Consider the following 21,289-nt stretch of genomic DNA (forward strand, 5'->3'; position numbering starts at 1 on the left):
CCCTTACAATCTTATAATAACACGCTAATAACACATTTCTTTCCTACTCTTTTATAATAACAAATTTCCCTTTAACACCTTTATCCCAGTTATCCCAATATTCCGAACGAACTAAAACCCCATGATCATCATAAATTTTAAATTCACAAGTATTCCCTCCTGAACTTCCTTTACTAAAAGCCTCCATCTCAAAAACATTAAATCCTTCATTCAAATTAAAAACAAATTGCCCATAACTTGAATACAACTCCATAATACCTCCTATCATTTGATTATTAATGGTAGCTTTAATTAAATCACCATCTATACTTATGTAATCCCGATACTGTACAACAAAATATTTGGACTTTGTTCGGATTTCTCCAAAATTTTTATCAATCTTAACCAAAAAACGATCATCTTCTTTCAAACCTTCGCGAACCAAAGTTTTATTCAAATCTTTTGTCATCTTTTCCATTACTCTGTCTCCGGGATTTGCAAACTCATTGGTTTGTTCCATCGAAAAAGATTTGGTTTGACCTATTTCGTATTTAGAGAAAGAAGGTAATGTTTGCTCTGGTTTTTTTAATAAATCAGGAGCTTTAATTACGGGAGCTTGCGCACTCACAGATGGCGTTACTTTCTTAGGAGCAACTTTATTATTTAATGGTGCGATAGGCTTGAACTTCTTACCAAACTCAGTTTGAGCAAAGCTGTTCATTGCAAAACACATCATTACAACTAACAGAAACTGCTTCATAATAATTTAAATTTTGTTTTAGTTAACTATCCTAAGTATCAACAAATATACCAAGCTTTAATTTTATAAAACAAAACCCATCCTGAACATTAAAGAAATTTTAACCAAAAAAGGAATTTTGAAATTTATTCCTTTTCTACAATAATGGTCGCCTTATACCCCTGAGCAATATTCCATTGGTTAGATGAAATTACTTCACCTTTATCATTATAGATTTTAAATTCGGCAGTATTAGGCGCTGCATAGCCTTCGTTCAACGCTTCGATATCTATACGGTTCACTCCTTTTACTAATTCAACATCAAACCCCTGAACTTCTCCGTCCAAAAGCACTTCTGGCTGAACAATCACATAATTTAAAAAAACACGTACTTTATCACCATCAACATAAGCTGCATCACGATATCTCACCTTTGCTGTCCCAGAAGCCGTTTTAACAACACCAAAATCCTGATCTCTTTTAGCTAATTTCTCAGCATCTTTCTCCTCTTTTTGTGGCACCACAAAAGTATTCTTTTCTAAACCGGTTATTTCGTAAGCTTTTATTTTTTCGAAATCCTTAGTATTAAACTTCACATCCTTAATTGGTGCTTCTTTTTTCTTTTTTACCGGAGTAGCTTTAACCTTAAACTCACTTCCAAATTCTTCCTGAGAGAATGCTGTTGTGAACATCCCAAAAACAAAAGCCAAAACAAAAAATTGACCCTTAAAACTAAAATATTGTTTCATCTTTTTACCTATTAAATTAAAAAACTGTACTCAAAAAAACGACTTTTCAGAAGTTATTCCAAATAGATAACCATAAACTTTTCATTTTATTATAAATCAAACAAAAACAATGCTATTTGATAAACCCAAAAACCTTGTTTTTTATTTTAGTATTTTTTATAAATTGCAAAAAATAATTAATTCTTAATCAGAGAATCATCTCTCTAAAAATCAAACAATTACACCAAATGAAAAGAGAAAACATTTTGACAGGATCTCCATGGGAAGACAAAATGGGATATTGTCGCGCAGTTCGTATTGGAAACATCATTGAAGTTTCAGGAACTGTAGCAATTGTTGACGGCGATAAAGTAAAAGCTGATGACGCACACGCTCAAACCTTGAACATTTTAGAAAGAGTTGAAAAAGTATTGGAAGACTTAAACGCCAGCATGAAAGATGTTATTCGTACTCGTATTTTCACTACTGATGTAACAACATTTGAAGCTGTAGCTACGGCTCACGCAAAATTTTTCAAAGACATCAAGCCTACAACTGGTTTTTACGGAATCAACCAATTAGTAGCTCCTGAATATCTTGTAGAAATTGAACTTACTGCTGTTATTGCAGAATAATTTCAATCCTAAAAATACTTCGAGCGCACAAAAGCAACCACTATTCAAATTGCTTTTGCTGCGCTCGAAATCTATACCAAAGAATCTGAAGCCTATTAAAAATGAATTTTAAAAAAAACATCCTCCTTTCTTTTAAATGGATTTTAATCTGTGCTTTAATTGGCATGCTTTCAGGTTCAGCTTCTGCGTTTTTTTTAATGAGTCTGGAATGGGCTACTCAAACTAGGAATCAAAACTTTTGGTTAATTTGGTTTTTACCCGTTGGAGGATTATTAATAGGCTTACTGTATCATTATTACGGAAAAGAGGTAGTAAAAGGCAACAATCTTTTACTGGAAGAATATGAAAACCCTCAAAAAACAATTCCGCTCAAAATGGCTCCTTTTGTACTTTTAGGAACCATTATCACACATCTTTTTGGAGGTTCGGCAGGTCGTGAAGGCACAGCCGTGCAAATGGGAGGCGCAATAGCAGATCAATTTAGCCGAATTTTTAAACTCGATGCTTCTGACCGAAAAACACTTATCATTTTAGGGATTAGCTCTGGTTTTTCCGCTGTTTTTGGAACACCACTTGCCGGCGCCATTTTTGCCTTAGAAGTAGTTTATTTTTGTAAAATCAACTTAAAAAGTAGCATTTTATCTTTTGTTGCTGCTTATTTTGCTCACTACACGGTTAGCCTTTGGCCGGTTCATCATACGCATTATTCCATTCCATTTACACCTGAATTAAATTTAGAAAATTTACTTTGGATAATTCCAGTTGGTGCAATTTATGGTTTAGCAGCTATGTTATTTTCAAGAAGTACTCATTTTTGGAGTCGCTTATTTTCAAAAACAATATCTTATCCTCCTATGCGTCCTTATGTAGGCGGAATTATTTTTGCCGTGGTGGTTTATTATTTTAACGTAACTAAATTTGTAGGCTTAGGAGTTCCTGCAATTGTAGAAGCATTCAGTATTCGCAGTGATAATTATGATTTCTTACTCAAAATCTTGTTCACCGGATTCACTTTAGGAGCAGGTTTTAAAGGAGGTGAGGTAACCCCTTTGTTTTTTGTAGGCGCAACATTAGGGAGTGCTTTATCCGGATACGTTCCGCTACCAATTGCCCTTTTAGCCGGAATGGGATTTGTAGCAGTTTTTTCGGGTGCCACCCACACCCCTATTGCCTGCACTGTTATGGGAATTGAACTCTTTGGTTTAGAAAGTGCTGTTTTCATAGCCCTTGCCTGTTTTATAGCTTACATCTCTTCTGGTTCTATTGGCATTTATCACTCGCAAACAGTAGGAGGAATCAAACACCAATTGTATGAAAAATTCAGAAGGAATAAACTTGATGATTTTTAAGTAAATTCTCAAATAAATTTTATATCATTGTAATACATATCGTATGTAAAATTTATTCTTATGGCTTTTGGATTTCCTGCTTCACATATTCAATATATCCCATACAATCATCTATCAAAAATAGAATTCCTATATTATTCTATTAAATCCTGCCAAAACCTAAATTGGAAAATTTTAGCAATAAATGAAAAGGAATTGATTGCAGAAACAAATCCTAAACAAGAAACTTGGAACGAAAAAATAACAATTAGTTATGAAAACGAAGATGGCTTCATTCTTAGTTCCAGTAATGGAAACCAAATTTATGACAAGGGCAGAAACTTAAAAAACACGGATTCTTTTTTTGATGCTTTTAACGACATAAAAAAGGAACAACCTACAACTACTCTGGATCAAAATAACATAACCGAAACAATAAACAGCACAAAAGAAAGCATTCTGAATGCAACAGAAAAAGAGTGTTCGGTCAATAATTTTTATTCTTTTCTGTCTATTTTCACACCTACAAAAGGCTATTTCATTACTCCGATATTGATTTATATCAACTTTATCATTTTCTTTTTGATGGTGTTTTCAGGGGTTAACTTTTTCAAACCTCAGCTATCCGATATTATCAATTGGGGAGCCAATTACAATCTTTTAACAGTGGAAAATCAATGGTGGAGATTATTTAGCTGCTTATTCATTCATTTGGGTTTCTTTCATTTACTTATTAACTCCATCGCTCTAGGCTACGTAGGACTTTTAATTGAATCTTACTTAAGCCGTCTAGGATTCCTGATTTGCTACATTGCTTGTGGCTTATTAGCCAGTTTATCTACTATTTATTGGTATGATAAAATAATAAGTGCAGGTGCATCAGGAGCCATTTTTGGAATGTATGGCATTCTATTAATCATCATTCTAACTAAGTCGATTAATAGAAAACTAACTTCAAACACGATAACACTTACCATTGTTTTTATAATACTCAACATCATTAACAGTTTCAAAGAGGGAATCGATAGTGCAGCGCATATTGGAGGACTTATATCCGGACTTTTATTTGGAATTATTCTTACCATTTTAAATTCAAAAAGAAAAGCTGCTTTAATATTCATTTTTGCATTTTCATTAATTACCATTCCACTACTTTCCTACAATATTATATCAAAAAAAATCTATGTCTATCAGTTTTTTGAATACGAAAACAAAATGCAAGAATTCATCGACATGGAAAAAATGGCTTTGGAAGCTTACAACGTACATGTAACTGATGAAGAATCAAAAAAAGAGTTGTTGTACATGATTGAATCCAGAGGTATTTATTACTGGGAAGAAAACATTAAACTCATGAAAGAAGCCGACTTACTGTACTTACCCGAAGAAAATCACAAAACAATTAAATCTATTATAAAATATTGCGAATTAAGAATTAAATTATATAGAACAGCTTATCTAAAAATAAAATTCAATTCGAACAGATATGACGAAGAACTAGATAATTTAAACCTTAAAATCGCATCAATTTTAGACAAATTAAACAAAGATAAAAAAGAATAAAATCCTGTTAACGAATTCATAGTTTACATTAAAAAAATGTAAATTCGCAAACTATGAAAATACAAGATATACAAGCAATTCAGACTTTATTGGCTACGCCAAAAAAAATCGCAATTATTCCGCACCGCAATCCTGACGGAGACGCTATGGGTTCTACTTTAGGACTTTATCATTTTTTAAAGAAAAACAATCACGAAGCTACTGTAATTTCACCAAACGAATTTCCAGATTTCTTAGCCTGGCTTCCCGGCTCAGAAACCGTTCAAATATTTGAAAAAGACACAGAAAACTGCACTCAAATTTTAAAAGAAGCCGAGATTGTTTTTACACTTGACTTTAATGCTTTTCATAGAACTGGTGAAATGGAAAAAACACTGGAAGTTTTAGATACGACTTTCATAATGATTGACCATCATCAAAAACCAGATGAATACGCTACCTATATGTATTCTAACACATCCTTCGGTTCTACCTGCGAAATGCTATACAACTTCATTTTCTATTTAGAACAAAAGGATCAAATCGACAAAACAATCGGAACTTGTATTTACACAGGAATTTTAACAGATTCTGGTTCGTTCCGATTTCCAAATACTACCGGAAACACCCATCGAATTGTAGCCGAATTAATTGATTTAGGTGTTGAGAACACTATTATTCCTAATTTACTTTTTGACAACAGCTCTTACAATCGCTTACAATTATTAGGTCAGGCTTTACAAAATTTAAAAGTTATTCCTGAACACAAAACTTCCTACATCACACTTACGCAAGACGAATTAAATAGTTTTAATCATGTAAAAGGCGATACAGAAGGAATTGTTAATTATGGTTTAAGCATCAAAGGAATTCAGTTTACAGCTATTTTTATCGAAAATAAAGATGAAAACATTATCAAAATTTCATTCCGTTCTCAAGGTGGATTTGATGTTAATGAATTTGCAAGAGCTCATTTTAATGGTGGAGGACATCGCAACGCTGCTGGTGGAAAATCAACAGTTTCTATGGAGGAAACTATTACTAAATTTGAAAAATTAGTCCAAAATCTAACCCTATAGTTCCATGAAAATAAAACAATTCATCGCTATAAGTTTCATCTTATGTATTATTTTCACCGGATGCAAACAACCACAAGATGCCAGACGACCTATTTCCAGAGCTTCCGGTGTGTTTATGAAAAGATCTATTGAAAGAAATAAAAAACTGGTTGCATCTGAAGAGGATTTAATCAAATCGTTGATGAAAAAAAATCCTAAAATCAGTTATTTTTCTTCAGCTAAAGGATTTTGGTATTATTATGAAACCAAAAATGAAACAGACTCTTTAACTCCAAAAAAAGGAGATGTTGCTTTCTTTAATTACGAATTAAAAGATCTTAACGGAGCTATAATTTATTCGGAAGTACAACTAAGACCTCAGGTGTATCGAATTGACAAGCAGGAAATCATGACTGGAATTCGTGAAGGAATCAAACTAATGCGTAAAAATGAAAAAATTATTTTCTTATTTCCATCACATATAGCCTATGGTTATCATGGTGACAATAAAAAAATAGGTCATAATCAACCTCTTATTTGTTCCATTACTTTAAATGATTTTAAACCAGAGGCCGTTTATAAAAAAGAATTGGAACAAGGTATTACTGAGCGTTTATCTTCATCACAAGACAGCATAAAAAAACCTAGAAAAACTGCTATCAAAACTAAACCAAAAACAAAAGACACCTTAGCACAATAAACTGTTACCAAATGAAAAAAAGCATTCTATTTGTATTATTTCTTATCTGCAGTTTCTATTCTTGCAAAAATGAAAGTGATTATTTCGCAGATGGTATATATGCTAAAATAGACACTAATAAAGGGGTTATCTATTTAGAATTGGATTACAAAAACGCGCCAATAACTGTAGCTAATTTCATCACACTTGTTGAAGGGAAAAATCGCTTTGTTAGCACGGAGTACAAAAAGGGACGTCCTTTTTATGACGGCATGAAGTTTTACCGTGTTATCAAAGGATTTGTAATTCAAACCGGTGATCCTGAAGGAACCGGAACCGGAAATGCCGGTTATAGATTTAAAGACGAATATTTTGGAGAAATTTTTGATAAAGAAGGCTATCTGGCTATGGCTAATAATGGCCCCAATACAAATAGCAGCCAATTTTTTATTACCAGAAACCCAACACCGTGGCTAAACGGAAAACATACTATTTTTGGCCATGTAATTAATGCTGGAATGGAAGTTGTCAATTCTATTAATCAGGATGATGTCGTAAATTCTATTACCATTATCCGAAAAGGCGAAGCAGCTAAGAAATTCAATGCCGTTAAAACATTTGATGATTATTTTGTAATCGAATCTAAAAATCAAAAAATACAAAAAGCACTTGAAGCCCAAAAAGAAAGAATGTATGATAAAAAATACGGGAAAACTATTGTTGCTAAAATCAACTATTTCGGGGCATTAAAAGAAAAGTCAAAAAAAACAGTCTCGGGATTAAAATACATTATTACTCATAAAGGAGGAGGTAAAAAACCAGCGATTGGAACTGTGGTGAAAGTTAATTATGCTGTATTTTCAGAATATGGAGAACTTTACGACACTACTCTAGAAAACGTTGCTGTAGCTTTTGGAAGAATTGATCCTAATCGTGCCACCAATAATGGTTATGTACCGGTAGCTTTTCAAGTTGGCAAGAAAGACGGAATCATTCCCGGATTCACCGAAGGACTTGAAAAATTATCTTTTGGAGATAAAGCTGTATTATTTATACCAGCTTATTTAGCCTATGGACCTGGAGGTGCAGGAAATATTATTCCACCACAAACCAACCTAATTTTTGAAATTGAATTAATTGAACAATAAAATAATACAACCTTTAGAAAACAATACAAATGAAATTTAAAATTTTCTTTTTAGCATTCTTCACTCTGCTCACCTTACAAGCGCAGGAAACATCAAAAAAAGCAGTAAAAAATACACCGCAAGCAAAATCCGTAACAGCAGATGGTATTTTTGCCACCATCAACACAAATAAAGGCGCTATCATTTTACAATTATATTTCGAAAAAACGCCAATTACTGTTGCCAATTTCATTAGTCTTGCACAAGGTAAAAACGAATTTGTTACCGATAGCAAACTTAAGGGAAAACCTTTTTTTGATGGTTTAAAATTCCACCGTGTGATAAGTGATTTTATGATTCAGGGTGGAGACCCGCAGGGAACAGGTGCTGGCGGACCAGGTTATGCCTTTAAAGACGAATTTATTCCTGAATTGAAATTTGAAAAAGGTGGAATTTTAGCAATGGCCAATGCTGGATTGAAAACAAACGGAAGTCAATTTTTTATCACTCATAAAGAAACACCTTGGTTAAATGGAAAACATACCATTTTTGGACATGTCGTACAAGGAATGGATGTCGTTAATAAAATTGCGCAGGATGATATCATCAAAAACATAATAATTACGCAAAAGGGTTCTTTAGCAAAAAAATTCAAAGCCGAAAAAGTATTTGCTAATTACTATAACAACAAAGCCGAAGAAGAAAAAAAAGAAGCTGAAGCTAAAGCTGCAGCCGAAAAAATTCAAAAAGAAAAAATGGCTGCATTAACTACTGAAAAAGTAGCTTATTTAAACAGTCAAAAAACAACTGCAATAACTACGCCTTCTGGATTATCATATAAAATAACACAAAAAGGAAACGGTGCTAAACCTGCTGCGGGAACTACGGTTTATTTTCATTATTCAGGATTTTTTGAAGACGGAAAATTATTTGACAGTAGCCGTGAAGAAATAGCAAAAACCTATAACGTATACAATGAAATGCGAGCTACTCAAGGCGGTTACAACCCATTCCCTTTTGAAATAGGTAAAAAAGACGGCATGATTCCAGGATTCATTGAAGCAATCAACTTACTATCCTTTGGAGACAAAATGATTGCTTTTATACCTGCTAAATTAGCATATGGTGAAAGTGGTGCAGGCGGCGTTATTCCTCCAAATGCAACTTTAATTTTCGAGCTGGAAATTTTCGACAAACAAGCTCAAACCAAATAACTTCAATAGTTTATGATTTTAAAAACCGATTGGCTTTCACCAATCGGTTTTTTTTCGACGAAATGCAATAAAAAAAAACACAATTTTTCTTACCGTATAAAATATTTTTTTTCTACTTTTGAAAATAAATTCTGAGTAAATAAAATCACAGTACCCTAGTTTACTCATAATTTTAAAAAACATCACTTAAGAATTTCGTAGAGACAATTGCATAAACTTATGTTTTATCAAATTAATGAAATAATCGACATCAATTTGGAACTTCTTTTTCTATCAAAAAGTCACACTTTGAAATTCTCAGAGTTTAAAAATAAAGAAGGAAAAAAACTTGGTCGAATTATGGAATTTTTCCAACTAATGGAAAGGGAAAAACTCGTCATTATAGACCATAATAAATGTATTTTAACTGAATTTGGGAAAAAAATTGTTGAAAACGGTGGTTGGTTTAAACATTTAGAAGAAAAGCAAAAAAAAGAAGACATCAAAAAAAACAATTCTGAACTAACAAAACAAGTTAAGCCATCTAAAAAAAAGAAAAATAAATCTTTATTTATCGCCAAAAAATCCTTTTCTTTATTAACTCATCATTTAAAAAAGGTAATCAAAAAAAAGAAAATATGACAATTGAAGATTTTTTTTCTAACGAATGCGAAAAACTTTTCTTACTACATAAAGCCGACTTAATAAATAAAACTTCCTTCAATGAGAGAAAAAAACTCATAAGCCAGGAAGATTACCCGAAATTCAATAGGGAATTTAAGCGTTTCCAGAAACAGCTTAGCATCAGCCTAACCAAACTGATAAAGAAAAATCCAAACACTAATATTGAAGCTATTTTAGAACCCATTGCTAATAAATACGCTAAATCATTTCTAAACCTAGTAGACTTATCAGAAATAGAAATATAGCAACCACTTTTAACACAAAAGCCTTTTCATCCTAAAACGAAAAGGCTTTGTGTTTTAAAAAATGATTTTTTTTATTTCTTACCAAATTTCCACTCAAATTCATCCTTAGTATTGATAATGGCCCCTACCTCTAACTTTACTACTTCTTCAAATTCTGTTTGAAACAACAACCAATTATCTTCATTAAAATAATTTTCAAAAGTATCAAACTCTTCCTGAGTGAACTTAGTTATGTTTTTCTTAGCCAACTCATTTTTAACATCCTGAATATTTTTCCCAATAACTTTGTTACCAAACAATTCTAATTCAGGACTGGAAGCCACAATATAACCCATTTTAAAATCTTCGTCTTTGTAAAAAGTCAAACGCATTTTAAGTTTATTGTAGGTAAAAATCACATTATCGTCTTCATCCTTGTAATTTCTGTCTGGTTTACCATAAATAGCCGAAACATCTTTTTGTTTCATTCCGAAAACAAGTTTATCAATACCATTTTTAAGGTCAATTTTCATATCTATATAATTTATTTTTTGTTAGAGTAAATCAAGATCGTTTTATACACCATTAGATCAATAAGGGCTTGACTTTTAAACGATACTTCATTTTTAAATAATTTGGATACAAAGGTCGAAAACTTTTTTAGAACTAGAAGATTTAAATCAGGTATAATCTTAAGATTTTATTAAAGCCAAATTAGTTACGGTATTTTTTGAGTAAATTTAATATGTAATAATTATTTCCTACTCATAAAGCACTGCATCTCATAAATCGAAATAATTTAACTATTTAACTGTTTTTAGTTCAAACAAAACCCATTCTTATGAACCTACCATTTAAAGATAGAAAATTTGTTTTTTTACTGCTCTCGGTTAGTACTGTCATTATTTTAGAAATACTTTCGCTGTTAGGTATTCACCTTCCAATGCCTTATGCCCCTTTTGTATTTTGTAGTTTCATCATTTTAATAGGTCATGAAGTAATTCTAAAAGGACTACAATCACTAGTTAAGTTCAATTTTAGCAGCATTAATTTACTAATGACTATTGCCGTAATTGCAGCACTGTATCTGGGGGAATATCCGGAAGCAGCAGTTGTTATTGTTCTATATGTTTTAGGTGAAAGATTAGAAGATATTGGAATCGAAAACTCTAAATCGGCCTTAGACGAATTAATTAGAAGTTCACCAAAAACCGCTTTTGTAAAAAAATCAAATAGTGAAATTCCTATTGACCAAATCGAAATTGGCACCATAATTCAAATTAAACCAGGTGAAATCATTCCTTTGGACGGAAAAATAACCTTAGGAGAAAGCCTTGTTGATGAATCAGCCATTACCGGAGAACCTATTGCTAAGGAAAAACAAGTTGGGAACACCGTTTTTGCAGGAACACTCAACAGAAATGGTTACATCGAAGTTAAAACAACGAAACTATCCACAGACACAACTTTTGCAAAAATTATTCAACTTACCTTTGAAGCCAGTGCAGAAAAAAGTGAAACTCAAAAATTTATTCAGCGATTTTCAAAACTCTACACCCCTATCATTATAGTAATAGCTATTTTGATATTCACCATTCCGGTTTTCATTTTTGATTTAGACTTTAACCATTGGCTAAAACAAGCCGTAACCTTACTGGTTATTGCCTGTCCATGCGCCTTAGTTATTTCAACTCCGGTGGCTATTTATGCCGCTATTGGTAATGCTTCCGCAAAAGGCGCTCTGGTAAAAGGCGGAAAATATATTGAAGCCGTGGCCGATATTCAAGCTATAGCATTGGACAAAACACGTACCATTACTCATGGAACCCCTATTGTTTCTGATGTATATCCATTAATCGGAACGAGTCGTGAAGAATTGCTTTCCTGCACTGCCGGAGCCGAAATGTTTTCAGAACATCCTTTAGCGCAAGCCATTATTAACGCCAGTAAAAAAGAAGGATTCGAACCTCATCTTGCTAAAGATTTTAAAAGTATTATGGGTAAAGGTGCTACAGCAAAATGCACGGTTTGTCAAATTGACACTGTCTTAGTAGGCAAACTGGAATTCATCCGTGAATATCATGATATTTCTGATGAAGTCGAATCTATCGTTGCACAATTATCCAGCGAAGGTAAAACCAGTGTTGTAGTAAGTTTTGGAGAAGGTGTCGCTGGTATTATTGGACTTACAGACAAAATAAAAGCTGATAGTCGTTCAGCAATTCAACAACTCCAGGAACAGAACATTGACGTAATTATGCTAACAGGTGACACCGAAAAAACTGCACACTTTGTGGCGCGACAAGTAGGAATAACTAAAGTTTTTGGGGGATTACTACCTGAACAAAAAGCAGAAGAACTAAAAGCACTTTTACAACAATATGATAAAGTAGCCATGGTAGGCGATGGAATTAATGACGCACCGGCTTTGGCATTAAGCACTGTGGGAATCGCAATGGGCGCAGCCGGAAGTGACACAGCCATAGAAACCGCCAACATTGCTTTAATGAACGACCAACTTTCATTAATCCCTTTCCTCATCCGATTGAGTAAAAAAACCATGAAACAAATCAAAGTCAATACGTATGGCGCCATCCTTACTAAAATAGTTTTCATCTTATTGGCTGTATTTGGGTACAGTAATTTGGCTCTAGCCATCGCTGCCGATGTAGGTGTGACATTAATTGTAATTATATTTAGCTTGAATCTTATGCGATTTGAAAAACAACAAAGCAAATAAGATGTGTCAAGTTATAATTTCTTAACTTACTTACCTATTGAATATAAGAACTTATAAAATTTATTACCAAAACCAATAACCATGAATATCTCTTTTGAAAAAAAAATATTTCTGGGATTTATAATCAATATTATTGTGGTTATTGCTGCCGCCTGGATTTTTATAATTCGATTAGACAGCACACGCGATAATGCAATGGACGACAAACTCGATACAATTGAAATATCTTTATTTGGACTTTCCCTCATTTTATTAATTGTGGTGTATTTTATTATCCGCACTCAATTCAGAGCCAAAGAAAAAGCACAAAAACAATTAGAAGAAAACAAACAATTACTACAATCCATTATAGACAATACCTCGAATCCTATTTCTCTAAAAAAACTAAACGGGGAATACCTTTTAATTAACAAAAATTTTGGAGAATTATTTGGCACAACAAACGAAAATATTATCGGCAAAACTGACTATGATTTTTTACCCAGAGATATTGCCGAAATGTATCGTAACTCTGATTTGGAAGTTGCTAAAAAACTCAGCGAATTAAAATCTGAGGAAACCATTGAACAAAAAGACGGTACACATACCTACATTGCGGTCAAATTCCCATTGTATGACACCAACGGAAGAATTTATGCTATTGGCGGTATCTCCACGGATATAACCGAAAGAAAAAAACTGGAAGAATCTCTTAAAGCTACCGATGCTTTTTTCAATATGTCTTTTGACATTTTTACTGTGGCCAAAAACGACCATTTTATCAAAATCAATGCCGCTTTTACCAACACTTTAGGATATACGCAAGAAGACTTAGATAAAATCAAATTCATGGATTTAACCCATCCTGATGACCGTGCAACTTCTGATGAAGTATTAGCCGAAATCCTGAAAGGAAAAACCGTGATTAGCTTTAAAAACCGAGTACGTCACAAAGATGGTTCCTACCGCTGGCTGGACTGGAACAGTAATATTGATGTAAAAGAAGGAATCATTTATTCGGCGGCACGAGACATTACTGAAACCATTGAACTGAGTATTGAACAACAAAAAACGGTTGATGAATTGTATGAAAACGAAGAAAAACTACGTGTTATTGTTGAAAACATTGGTGAAGGGGTTATTGTAGCCAATGCTGACAAAAAAGTAATTCTGGCAAATGATATGGCGAATGACATTTTTGGCATTGAAGAAGATGATAAAATTTCCACCGAATTAACAGCCCATTTCGAATTGTATTATCCGGATGAAAAAACCGTTTTTCCGGCTCAAAACTTACCGATGGAACGTGCTTTCAACGGAGAAGTAACAGATGATATAGACATAGTACTTTGGAATCCGGTTTCCCAAGAAAAAAGACGTGTACTAATTAGCGGCCGTCCTTTAATTGATCAGGACAACAAAATTGTAGCAGCGGTAGTCACTATCAAAGACATTAGCCAATACAAAAAAATGGAAGAAGAACTCGAAGAAACCGAAAACAAATACCGTAAACTCATTGGTTTTAAAAACAAAGACGAAAAAGAAGATGATAAAAAAGACGGCAGAAAACCCTCAAAATAGAACACAAAAAAAGCGTTAAGTTGGTTCTTAACGCTTTTATATTTTATTCTTCTTCGTACATCTCATCGTATCGGGCTGGAATCTGTGGGTCAAAAAGTGGACATTTGAACTCTTCCATAATATCTACCAATTTATCCATGGTTTTACCCTGTGTACCGTAACAGTCAATCTGAATAACCTGCGGAGTTGTTTTTACCTGAAAAGCTCCAACACCCTCTTTATTCTTCCAACTGTTTTCATCTACGCGTTCCCATTTTGAAAATACAGAAGCAATTCTATTCAAAATTAATTCTACAGGCAATACTTCCAAACCTTCAATATTTTCTTGCTCATCAATAGCTTCATAAACTAATTGATGGTTTAAATAAACCTCTTCTAAATATTTCCAAAAAACTAATTCGTACATCTGTAAAAATTGAAAGATTAAAAAATTGAAAGATTAAAATCTATCAATACTTGCATTTAGATTAGTATTCAAAAGTTCCGTACTCGCTATTGATCGTTAGTTTTTTGCTTTCTGAAGCTTCGACTCTACCCACAATTTGTGCATTTACATTGAATGATTTTGAAATGGCAATAATATCCTCAGCGATTGCAGCAGGAACATACAATTCCATACGGTGACCACAGTTGAAAACCTGATACATTTCTTTCCAATCTGTTTTAGACTGCTCCTGAATTAACTGGAACAATGGCGGAACAGGGAATAAATTGTCTTTTATAATATGTAAATTATCTACAAAATGCAAAATCTTAGTTTGTGCTCCACCACTACAGTGAACCATACCGTGAATCTCATTTGCCGAATATTTATCTAAAATTTGTTTGATAATTGGGGCATAAGTTCGCGTTGGTGAAAGCACTAATTGTCCGGCATCAATTGGAGAATTTGCAACAGCATCGGTCAATTGCACCTGACCGGAATAAATCAATTCCTCAGGAACTGCAGCATCATAACTTTCAGGGTATTTGGTTGCCAAATATTTAGCAAAAACATCATGACGAGCCGAAGTCAATCCATTACTTCCCATTCCTCCGTTATAGCTTTTTTCATAAGAAGCCTGACCGAAAGACTCTAATCCAACGATTACATCTCCTGCTTTGATATTTGCATTATCAATTACCTTAGAACGTTTCATTCTGGCAGTAACAGTAGAATCAACAATAATCGTACGAACGATATCTCCCACATCAGCAGTTTCTCCACCTGTTGAATGAATACTCACTCCAAAAGAAGCCAACTCCTGAATTAATTCTTCTGTTCCATTGATAATTGCTGAAATCACTTCTGCAGGAATTAAATTTTTATTTCTTCCAATAGTTGAAGAAAGTAAAATATTATCAGTTGCTCCTACACATAATAAATCATCAATATTCATGATTAAAGCATCTTGTGCTATTCCTTTCCAAACCGAAAGATCTCCAGTTTCTTTCCAATACATATACGCCAATGAGGATTTTGTACCTGCACCATCAGCATGCATAATAAGACAATAATCTTCGTCTTGTGTTAGATAATCAGGAACAATTTTGCAAAATGCCTGAGGAAACAATCCTTTGTCAATATTTTTTATTGCATTGTGAACATCTTCTTTGGATGCCGAAACACCACGTTGTGCGTATCTTTTTGAAGTATCTGAACTCATATTCTATTTGTGTAATTGCAAAAGCAACTTGATTTTGCGGCAAAGATAATTATTTTTTAGAAGTTAGAGGTTAGAAGGCAGAAATTAGAAGGCAAAAAGCGGAAGACAGTAATCCAACACTACAAACATTGAACCTAATCTTTAAAACTTAAACTTCTATATTCTAACTTCTAACCTCTAACCTCTAACTTCAAATTATTTCGTAAACAGTAACTCTCTATACTTCGTTAATGTCCACAATTCGTTATCTACTAACAACTCCAGTTTGTCACAATGATTTCGGATAATTTCAAAATAAGGCTTCACTTTATTGCAATAAGCTTCGGCCATTTTATGAGCATCGGTCAAAGCATTAGCCTTCTTTCTTTCATTTCGCATCTCCTCCACTTTAGCATTAATCCCTTCAATATGAAACGAAATTTCTTTAATCAAACCAATTTGCTCTTTAGCAATTGATTCAAATTCGTTTCCAAAAATATCTTTCAAACCTTTTACATTTTCAATCAAAGTATTTTGATAACGAATCGCAGTAGGAATCACATGATTTTTAGAAATATCTCCTAAAACTCTACTTTCAATTTGAATTTTCTTAGTGTATTCTTCCAATTCAATTTCGTAACGGGCTTCCATTTCCTTATGATTCATAATCCCTAATTCGGAAAACAAATCCAAAGCACGTTTGGAAGCCTTAGCTTTTAAAGCTTCCGGAGTAGTTTTAAAATTACTTAAACCTCGTTTTTTAGCTTCTTTCTCCCAAGCTTCACTGTAACCATCCCCTTCAAAAAGAATATTTTTTGACACTTTAATATATTCTCTCAAAACATTAAAAATAGCATCATCTTTTTTCATGGCTTTGGATTCAATCAAAGCATCAACTTCTACTTTAAAATCTCTTAATTGTTTGGCAACAATCGTATTTAAAGTGGTCATCGCATTCGAACAGTTCGCTGAAGAACCTACCGCTCTGAACTCAAATTTATTACCTGTAAATGCGAAAGGAGAAGTTCGGTTTCTATCGGTATTATCCAAAATAACTTCTGGAATCTTCCCGACAACATTCAATTTCAAATCGGTTTTTTCCTCTGGAGATAACTTCCCTCGGGTCACACTTTCTAACTCCGCCAATACTTTTGTTAATTGTTCCCCAATAAACACTGAAATAATTGCCGGCGGTGCTTCATTAGCTCCTAAACGGTGATCATTACTAGCAGTAGCAATCGATGCTCGCAATAACTCTTCATAATCATTTACTGCCTTAATAGTATTGATAAAGAAAGTCAGGAATTGCAAATTGCTCATTGGTGTTTTACTCGGACTCAACAAATTCACACCCGTATCTGTTGCCAATGACCAGTTATTATGTTTTCCGGAACCATTCACGCCTTTAAATGGCTTTTCATGTAAAAGTACTTTAAAGTCATGACGCTCGGCCACCTTTTGCATGATATCCATCAAAAGACTGTTGTGATCCACGGCTAAATTAGTCTCTTCAAAAATCGGTGCCAACTCAAATTGATTAGGCGCCACCTCATTATGACGGGTTTTCACCGGAATACCCAGCAACATACATTCTTGTTCCAAATCACGCATATAAGTCAATGCACGGGTAGGAATCGAACCAAAATAATGATCATCTAACTGCTGTCCCTTAGCAGAAGTATGCCCTAACAAAGTTCTTCCGGTCATCATCAAATCAGGACGGGAATGTGCCAATGCTTTATCAATCAAAAAATATTCCTGTTCCCAACCTAAGGTAGCCGTTACTTTTTTTACGTTTTTATCAAAATAGCGACAAACTTCGGTAGCTGCCTCATCCATAGCTGCCAATGCTCTCAATAAAGGAATTTTATTATCTAATGCTTCTCCAGTATAGGAAATAAACACCGTAGGTATACATAGTGTCGTTCCGTAAATAAATGCCGGTGATGTAGGATCCCAGGCCGTATATCCTCTCGCTTCAAAAGTATTTCTGATACCTCCGTTTGGAAAACTGGAAGCATCCGGTTCCTGCTGCACTAATTGTGCTCCGCCAAACTTCTCTACGGGATCACTTCCGTCAAAAGAAGTTTCAAAAAAAGCATCATGCTTTTCGGCTGTAGTCCCGGTTAATGGCTGAAACCAGTGAGTGTAATGAGTAACCCCTTTAGATAAGGCCCACTCCTTCATACCCATAGCAATATAATCGGCTAATTTTCTATCAATTTTAGTTCCACTTTCAATAGCCCCCTGGACCGCTTTAAAAGCATCCGAAGTCAAATATTGCTTCATTGCTTTTTCATTAAACACATTTGATCCAAAAATATTTGATTTTCTATTAGCCTCTTCAAAAAATATTACTTTTCGATTAGAAGCTTCTCTTAATGCTTGAAAACGTATTGTTGACATTGTTAGCTGTATTTTAAATAATTAATAACAATTGGTAATTAAAAAACACAAAGATAAAGAATCCTTAGCTAAAAACAGCCGAACCTTGGATTGCTAAATTGCTTTTTATTACCCTTAAAAATTGTTTTTTTTTAAATATACCCCCTACCAAAATATAGTTATGTGAAAAATAACAGCTATTCAAAACAAAAGCCCCCCAACATATTTAGGACTAGAAAAAAATATATTATATTTGCATTTCAAAATTAAATCAAGAAAATTAATTTATATTATTATGGCAAAAATAAAGTTAGAGTACATTTGGCTAGATGGATATGAGCCAACTCAAAATCTTAGAAGCAAAACTAAAGTTGAAGAGCACGAAAACTTTCAAGGAACTTTAGAAGAATTAGGAAAATGGTCATTCGACGGTTCGTCTACAAGACAAGCTGAAGGAGGATCTTCTGACTGTTCTTTAGTACCTGTAGCTATTTACCCAGATCCAGACCGTAAAGACGGATACTTAGTAATGTGCGAAGTTATGAATGCTGATGGTACTCCACACGAGTCTAACGGAAGAGCTACTATCGATGACGAGGATGATGACTTCTGGTTTGGTTTTGAGCAAGAGTACTTTATCATGGATACTAAAACTCAATTGCCATTAGGATTCCCTGTAGGAGGTTACCCAGCTCCACAAGGTATGTACTACTGTTCAGTAGGTGGAAAAAACACTCACGGAAGAAACTTAGTTGAAGAGCACGCTGATTTATGTATCGCTGCTGGAATCAACTTTGAAGGAATCAACCAAGAGGTTGCTTGCGGACAATGGGAATTCCAATTATTCGCTAAAGGTGCTAAGAAAGCTGGAGACGAAATCTGGGTTGCAAGATACTTATTAGATCGTTTGACTGAGAAATATGGTTACTATATTGAGTACCACCCAAAACCTCTAGGAAAAGACATGGACTGGAATGGTTCAGGTATGCATGCTAACTTCTCTAACTCAGTATTGAGAACATGTGGAGACAGAGCTACTTACGAAAAAATCTGTGAGGCTTTCCGTCCAGTTGTTGCTGAGCACATCGCTGTTTACGGAGCTTATAACGACCAACGTTTAACTGGTAAGCACGAAACTGCTTCTATCAACGATTTCTCTTACGGAATCTCTGACAGAGGATGTTCTATCCGTATTCCTTTAATCACTGTTCAAAAAGGATGGAAAGGATGGTTAGAAGACAGAAGACCTGCTTCAAACGGTGACCCATACAAAATTGCTGCTAGAATTATCAAAACAGTTAAATCTGCTTTGTAATCTCACAATAGTAAAACTAAAAAATGCCTTCAGAAATGGAGGCATTTTTTTATACAATAAATTTAAATCCATCATTTACAAAAACTATCTTTGTAAAAACGCAAAACATTTTTTATGATAGTTTGGATCTGTTTTATAGCTACGATTTTTTTATTCCTAGCATTAGATTTAGGAATTTTCAACAAAACCCCACATGAAATCAGCTCTAAAGAAGCCGGTAAATGGACTGCAATCTGGATTACTTTATCCTTTCTGTTTTCTATAATTGTGTACTGGCTTTACCAAAACAATTACATTGAAAATCCGGACCAACTAAAACCAATGGTTGCATCAATGAAATACATTACCGGATATTTGATCGAACTTTCCCTGAGCATCGACAATATATTTGTAATAGCAATTATCTTTTCTTCTTTTAAAATTCCAAAAAAATACCAGCACCGCGTCTTGTTTTGGGGAATTATTGGGGCTATTGTTTTCAGAGGAATCATGATTTATTTTGGGGTATTAATCATCAAGAAATTCGCCTGGACAACTTATCTTTTCGGAGCTTTTTTAATTTACACAGCAATTAAAATGTTTTTCAAAAAAGAAGATCACGAATACGATCCTCATAATTCTGTTTTTTACAGATACCTAAAAAAACTCACCCCTATAACCACAAAAATTGAGAGCGAACATTTTTTTGTCAAAATAAACAACATCAACACTGCCACTCCTTTATTTGTCACTTTATTTCTTATTGAATTAATGGACATCGTTTTTGCACTAGACAGTGTTCCTGCTATTTTAGCGATTACTTCAGATCCATTTTTAGTATTTAGCTCCAATATTTTTGCCATTCTGGGATTACGATCTATGTATTTTTTCTTAGCCAATATGCTTGAAAAATTCAGTTATTTAGAATACAGTCTGATTGCAATCTTATGCTTTGTAGGTTTAAAAATGATTCTACATAGCTATATAAAATTACCGGAATGGGTTTCTTTAGGATTTATTGCATTTGCATTGCTATCTGGAATTATTGCCTCCATCCAGAAAGAAAAACGTATAAAAAAATAGAGCATAAAAAAAAGGAAATCGCGAGATTTCCTTTTTTTATCTATCTACTAAAATACTATTTCAATACTTTTACATTACTATCATCAATATTATATTTCTCTATTACAGCATTATAATCTGAATAATCCTCTTTTTCTTTATTAGCTAATTTTGCTGTTCCTGAAGAAGAAGCCGGTACTATAACTACTCTAAACAACTGATTTAGTCTATAACTACTATTTACACCTTCCAAATCATATCCATCCATAAATATATCAATATAATCCGCTGAGAATTGAAAAGTATAAGTAAAATCCAAAGTTCTATCTTCAGCATAGTAAGTTTCAGGAAGCAACTTCCAAATTCTATTTCCATTTGATTCAGTCCCAGCCCATCTATAGACTAACACAACGTCTGAACTATAATTAGACGGATTATTAATGGATTTACTATAATCATTATTAGCGGTAAATGAAACACCTGAAACTTCAAAAACATAACTAATAGTATCGTTATCTTCTTCAAAATCATCGGTTGTCGTACAACTGGAAAAAGTCAAAAAACTTACAAAGGCAAAAAGTGTCATTATTTTTTTCATGGCAAAAAATTTTAAAAGGTTAAGGTTATAATCTGTTATTCATGAACTGTGCCAAAATTAATTTGAATTATAATTTTTTCTAAAAGAAAACAAATCTGCCTATTTACTA

The 21,289-nt window shown here is 33.6% G+C and carries 20 protein-coding genes; 13 read left to right on the forward strand and 7 right to left on the reverse strand.

The genetic code is table 11. The features are described from left to right. Positions 1–43: 43 nt before the first annotated feature. Both AAEO59_RS05590 and AAEO59_RS05595 read right to left on the reverse strand, forming a co-directional pair. Positions 44–739 (reverse strand): hypothetical protein, encoded by a 696-nt coding sequence (locus tag AAEO59_RS05590; RefSeq protein WP_341699752.1) that lies wholly within the window; start codon positions 737–739, stop codon positions 44–46. A 125-nt stretch (positions 740–864) separates the two neighbouring features. After that, positions 865–1,467, reverse strand: a complete 603-nt coding sequence (locus tag AAEO59_RS05595) for a hypothetical protein (protein ID WP_341699753.1) — start codon at positions 1,465–1,467, stop codon at positions 865–867. Positions 1,468–1,694: 227 nt separating this feature from the next. On the opposite strand from AAEO59_RS05595, the gene AAEO59_RS05600 reads away from it, so the two are divergent. The 9 genes from AAEO59_RS05600 (at position 1,695) to AAEO59_RS05640 (ending at position 9,937) form a co-directional block, all read left to right on the forward strand. Beyond that, the gene (locus AAEO59_RS05600) at positions 1,695–2,081 is read left to right on the forward strand and encodes a RidA family protein (protein ID WP_066325292.1); all 387 of its coding nucleotides are present in this window, start codon (positions 1,695–1,697) and stop codon (positions 2,079–2,081) included. Between the two features lie 101 nt (positions 2,082–2,182). Then, positions 2,183–3,430 carry a voltage-gated chloride channel family protein gene (locus AAEO59_RS05605; protein ID WP_341699754.1) on the forward strand — a complete coding sequence of 416 codons (1,248 nt, stop codon included), beginning with the start codon at positions 2,183–2,185 and terminating at the stop codon, positions 3,428–3,430. Between the two features lie 60 nt (positions 3,431–3,490). Beyond that, positions 3,491–4,972: a rhomboid family intramembrane serine protease gene (locus AAEO59_RS05610; RefSeq protein ID WP_341699755.1), complete on the forward strand. Its 1,482-nt coding sequence runs from the start codon at positions 3,491–3,493 to the stop codon at positions 4,970–4,972. A gap of 53 nt (positions 4,973–5,025) precedes the next feature. Then, positions 5,026–6,030, forward strand: a complete 1,005-nt coding sequence (locus tag AAEO59_RS05615; RefSeq protein ID WP_341699756.1) for a DHH family phosphoesterase — start codon at positions 5,026–5,028, stop codon at positions 6,028–6,030. A 4-nt stretch (positions 6,031–6,034) separates the two neighbouring features. Then, positions 6,035–6,709, forward strand: a complete 675-nt coding sequence (gldI, locus tag AAEO59_RS05620) for a gliding motility-associated peptidyl-prolyl isomerase GldI (protein ID WP_341699757.1) — start codon at positions 6,035–6,037, stop codon at positions 6,707–6,709. A gap of 11 nt (positions 6,710–6,720) precedes the next feature. Then, positions 6,721–7,836: a peptidylprolyl isomerase gene (locus AAEO59_RS05625; RefSeq protein WP_341699758.1), complete on the forward strand. Its 1,116-nt coding sequence runs from the start codon at positions 6,721–6,723 to the stop codon at positions 7,834–7,836. A gap of 29 nt (positions 7,837–7,865) precedes the next feature. Then, entirely contained in the window at positions 7,866–9,029 is a 1,164-nt protein-coding gene (locus AAEO59_RS05630; protein WP_341699759.1) for a peptidylprolyl isomerase, read from the forward strand. Positions 9,030–9,317: 288 nt separating this feature from the next. Further along, positions 9,318–9,650 carry a hypothetical protein gene (locus AAEO59_RS05635; protein ID WP_341699760.1) on the forward strand — a complete coding sequence of 111 codons (333 nt, stop codon included), beginning with the start codon at positions 9,318–9,320 and terminating at the stop codon, positions 9,648–9,650. After that, the gene (locus AAEO59_RS05640; RefSeq protein WP_341699761.1) at positions 9,647–9,937 is read left to right on the forward strand and encodes a hypothetical protein; all 291 of its coding nucleotides are present in this window, start codon (positions 9,647–9,649) and stop codon (positions 9,935–9,937) included. The genes AAEO59_RS05635 and AAEO59_RS05640 overlap by 4 nt, the downstream gene beginning before the upstream one ends. Before the next feature lie 71 nt (positions 9,938–10,008). On the opposite strand, the gene AAEO59_RS05645 is transcribed toward AAEO59_RS05640, so the two are convergent. Next, positions 10,009–10,449: a hypothetical protein gene (locus AAEO59_RS05645; protein WP_341699762.1), complete on the reverse strand. Its 441-nt coding sequence runs from the start codon at positions 10,447–10,449 to the stop codon at positions 10,009–10,011. Positions 10,450–10,757: 308 nt separating this feature from the next. On the opposite strand from AAEO59_RS05645, the gene AAEO59_RS05650 reads away from it, so the two are divergent. Further along, positions 10,758–12,656, forward strand: coding sequence for a heavy metal translocating P-type ATPase (locus AAEO59_RS05650; protein WP_341699763.1), 1,899 nt, complete (start codon positions 10,758–10,760; stop codon positions 12,654–12,656). 81 nt (positions 12,657–12,737) lie between these two features. Further along, a complete protein-coding gene (locus AAEO59_RS05655) occupies positions 12,738–14,216 on the forward strand; it encodes a PAS domain-containing protein (RefSeq protein WP_341699764.1) in 1,479 nt (492 codons plus the stop codon). A gap of 43 nt (positions 14,217–14,259) precedes the next feature. Here the strand turns inward: AAEO59_RS05655 and AAEO59_RS05660 are convergent, their stop codons facing one another. The 3 genes from AAEO59_RS05660 to AAEO59_RS05670 all read right to left on the reverse strand — a co-directional run bounded on the left by AAEO59_RS05660 (position 14,260) and on the right by AAEO59_RS05670 (position 18,247). After that, on the reverse strand, positions 14,260–14,622 hold the full coding sequence (locus AAEO59_RS05660) for a hypothetical protein (protein ID WP_341699765.1): 363 nt from the start codon (positions 14,620–14,622) through the stop codon (positions 14,260–14,262). Positions 14,623–14,683: 61 nt separating this feature from the next. Then, on the reverse strand, positions 14,684–15,862 hold the full coding sequence (locus tag AAEO59_RS05665; RefSeq protein WP_341699766.1) for an AIR synthase related protein: 1,179 nt from the start codon (positions 15,860–15,862) through the stop codon (positions 14,684–14,686). A 195-nt stretch (positions 15,863–16,057) separates the two neighbouring features. Then, positions 16,058–18,247, reverse strand: coding sequence for a glutamine synthetase III family protein (locus AAEO59_RS05670; protein WP_341699767.1), 2,190 nt, complete (start codon positions 18,245–18,247; stop codon positions 16,058–16,060). 274 nt (positions 18,248–18,521) lie between these two features. On the opposite strand from AAEO59_RS05670, the gene AAEO59_RS05675 reads away from it, so the two are divergent. Continuing rightward, entirely contained in the window at positions 18,522–19,541 is a 1,020-nt protein-coding gene (locus tag AAEO59_RS05675; protein ID WP_341699768.1) for a glutamine synthetase beta-grasp domain-containing protein, read from the forward strand. A 114-nt stretch (positions 19,542–19,655) separates the two neighbouring features. Beyond that, positions 19,656–20,603 carry a TerC family protein gene (locus AAEO59_RS05680; RefSeq protein WP_341699769.1) on the forward strand — a complete coding sequence of 316 codons (948 nt, stop codon included), beginning with the start codon at positions 19,656–19,658 and terminating at the stop codon, positions 20,601–20,603. A 55-nt stretch (positions 20,604–20,658) separates the two neighbouring features. Here AAEO59_RS05680 and AAEO59_RS05685 read toward each other — a convergent pair whose 3' ends face one another. Continuing rightward, positions 20,659–21,180, reverse strand: a complete 522-nt coding sequence (locus tag AAEO59_RS05685; RefSeq protein ID WP_341699770.1) for a hypothetical protein — start codon at positions 21,178–21,180, stop codon at positions 20,659–20,661. Between the last annotated feature and the right edge of the window lie 109 nt (positions 21,181–21,289).

The sequence above is a fragment of the Flavobacterium flavipallidum genome, assembly GCF_038289905.1.
Classification (GTDB): Bacteria; Bacteroidota; Bacteroidia; order Flavobacteriales; family Flavobacteriaceae; genus Flavobacterium; species Flavobacterium flavipallidum.

Coding starts and splice junctions, on each gene's coding strand:
- AAEO59_RS05625 (WP_341699758.1), top strand. CDS start 6,721: ATGAAAAAAAGCATTCTATTTGTATTATTTCTTATCTGCAGTTTCTAT.
- AAEO59_RS05655 (WP_341699764.1), top strand. CDS start 12,738: ATGAATATCTCTTTTGAAAAAAAAATATTTCTGGGATTTATAATCAAT.
- AAEO59_RS05615 (WP_341699756.1), top strand. CDS start 5,026: ATGAAAATACAAGATATACAAGCAATTCAGACTTTATTGGCTACGCCA.
- AAEO59_RS05590 (WP_341699752.1), bottom strand. CDS start 739: ATGAAGCAGTTTCTGTTAGTTGTAATGATGTGTTTTGCAATGAACAGC.
- AAEO59_RS05645 (WP_341699762.1), bottom strand. CDS start 10,449: ATGAAAATTGACCTTAAAAATGGTATTGATAAACTTGTTTTCGGAATG.
- AAEO59_RS05595 (WP_341699753.1), bottom strand. CDS start 1,467: ATGAAACAATATTTTAGTTTTAAGGGTCAATTTTTTGTTTTGGCTTTT.
- AAEO59_RS05665 (WP_341699766.1), bottom strand. CDS start 15,862: ATGAGTTCAGATACTTCAAAAAGATACGCACAACGTGGTGTTTCGGCA.
- AAEO59_RS05675 (WP_341699768.1), top strand. CDS start 18,522: ATGGCAAAAATAAAGTTAGAGTACATTTGGCTAGATGGATATGAGCCA.
- AAEO59_RS05630 (WP_341699759.1), top strand. CDS start 7,866: ATGAAATTTAAAATTTTCTTTTTAGCATTCTTCACTCTGCTCACCTTA.
- AAEO59_RS05680 (WP_341699769.1), top strand. CDS start 19,656: ATGATAGTTTGGATCTGTTTTATAGCTACGATTTTTTTATTCCTAGCA.
- AAEO59_RS05640 (WP_341699761.1), top strand. CDS start 9,647: ATGACAATTGAAGATTTTTTTTCTAACGAATGCGAAAAACTTTTCTTA.
- AAEO59_RS05610 (WP_341699755.1), top strand. CDS start 3,491: ATGGCTTTTGGATTTCCTGCTTCACATATTCAATATATCCCATACAAT.
- AAEO59_RS05660 (WP_341699765.1), bottom strand. CDS start 14,622: ATGTACGAATTAGTTTTTTGGAAATATTTAGAAGAGGTTTATTTAAAC.
- AAEO59_RS05605 (WP_341699754.1), top strand. CDS start 2,183: ATGAATTTTAAAAAAAACATCCTCCTTTCTTTTAAATGGATTTTAATC.
- AAEO59_RS05670 (WP_341699767.1), bottom strand. CDS start 18,247: ATGTCAACAATACGTTTTCAAGCATTAAGAGAAGCTTCTAATCGAAAA.
- AAEO59_RS05600 (WP_066325292.1), top strand. CDS start 1,695: ATGAAAAGAGAAAACATTTTGACAGGATCTCCATGGGAAGACAAAATG.
- gldI (WP_341699757.1), top strand. CDS start 6,035: ATGAAAATAAAACAATTCATCGCTATAAGTTTCATCTTATGTATTATT.
- AAEO59_RS05685 (WP_341699770.1), bottom strand. CDS start 21,180: ATGAAAAAAATAATGACACTTTTTGCCTTTGTAAGTTTTTTGACTTTT.
- AAEO59_RS05650 (WP_341699763.1), top strand. CDS start 10,758: ATGAACCTACCATTTAAAGATAGAAAATTTGTTTTTTTACTGCTCTCG.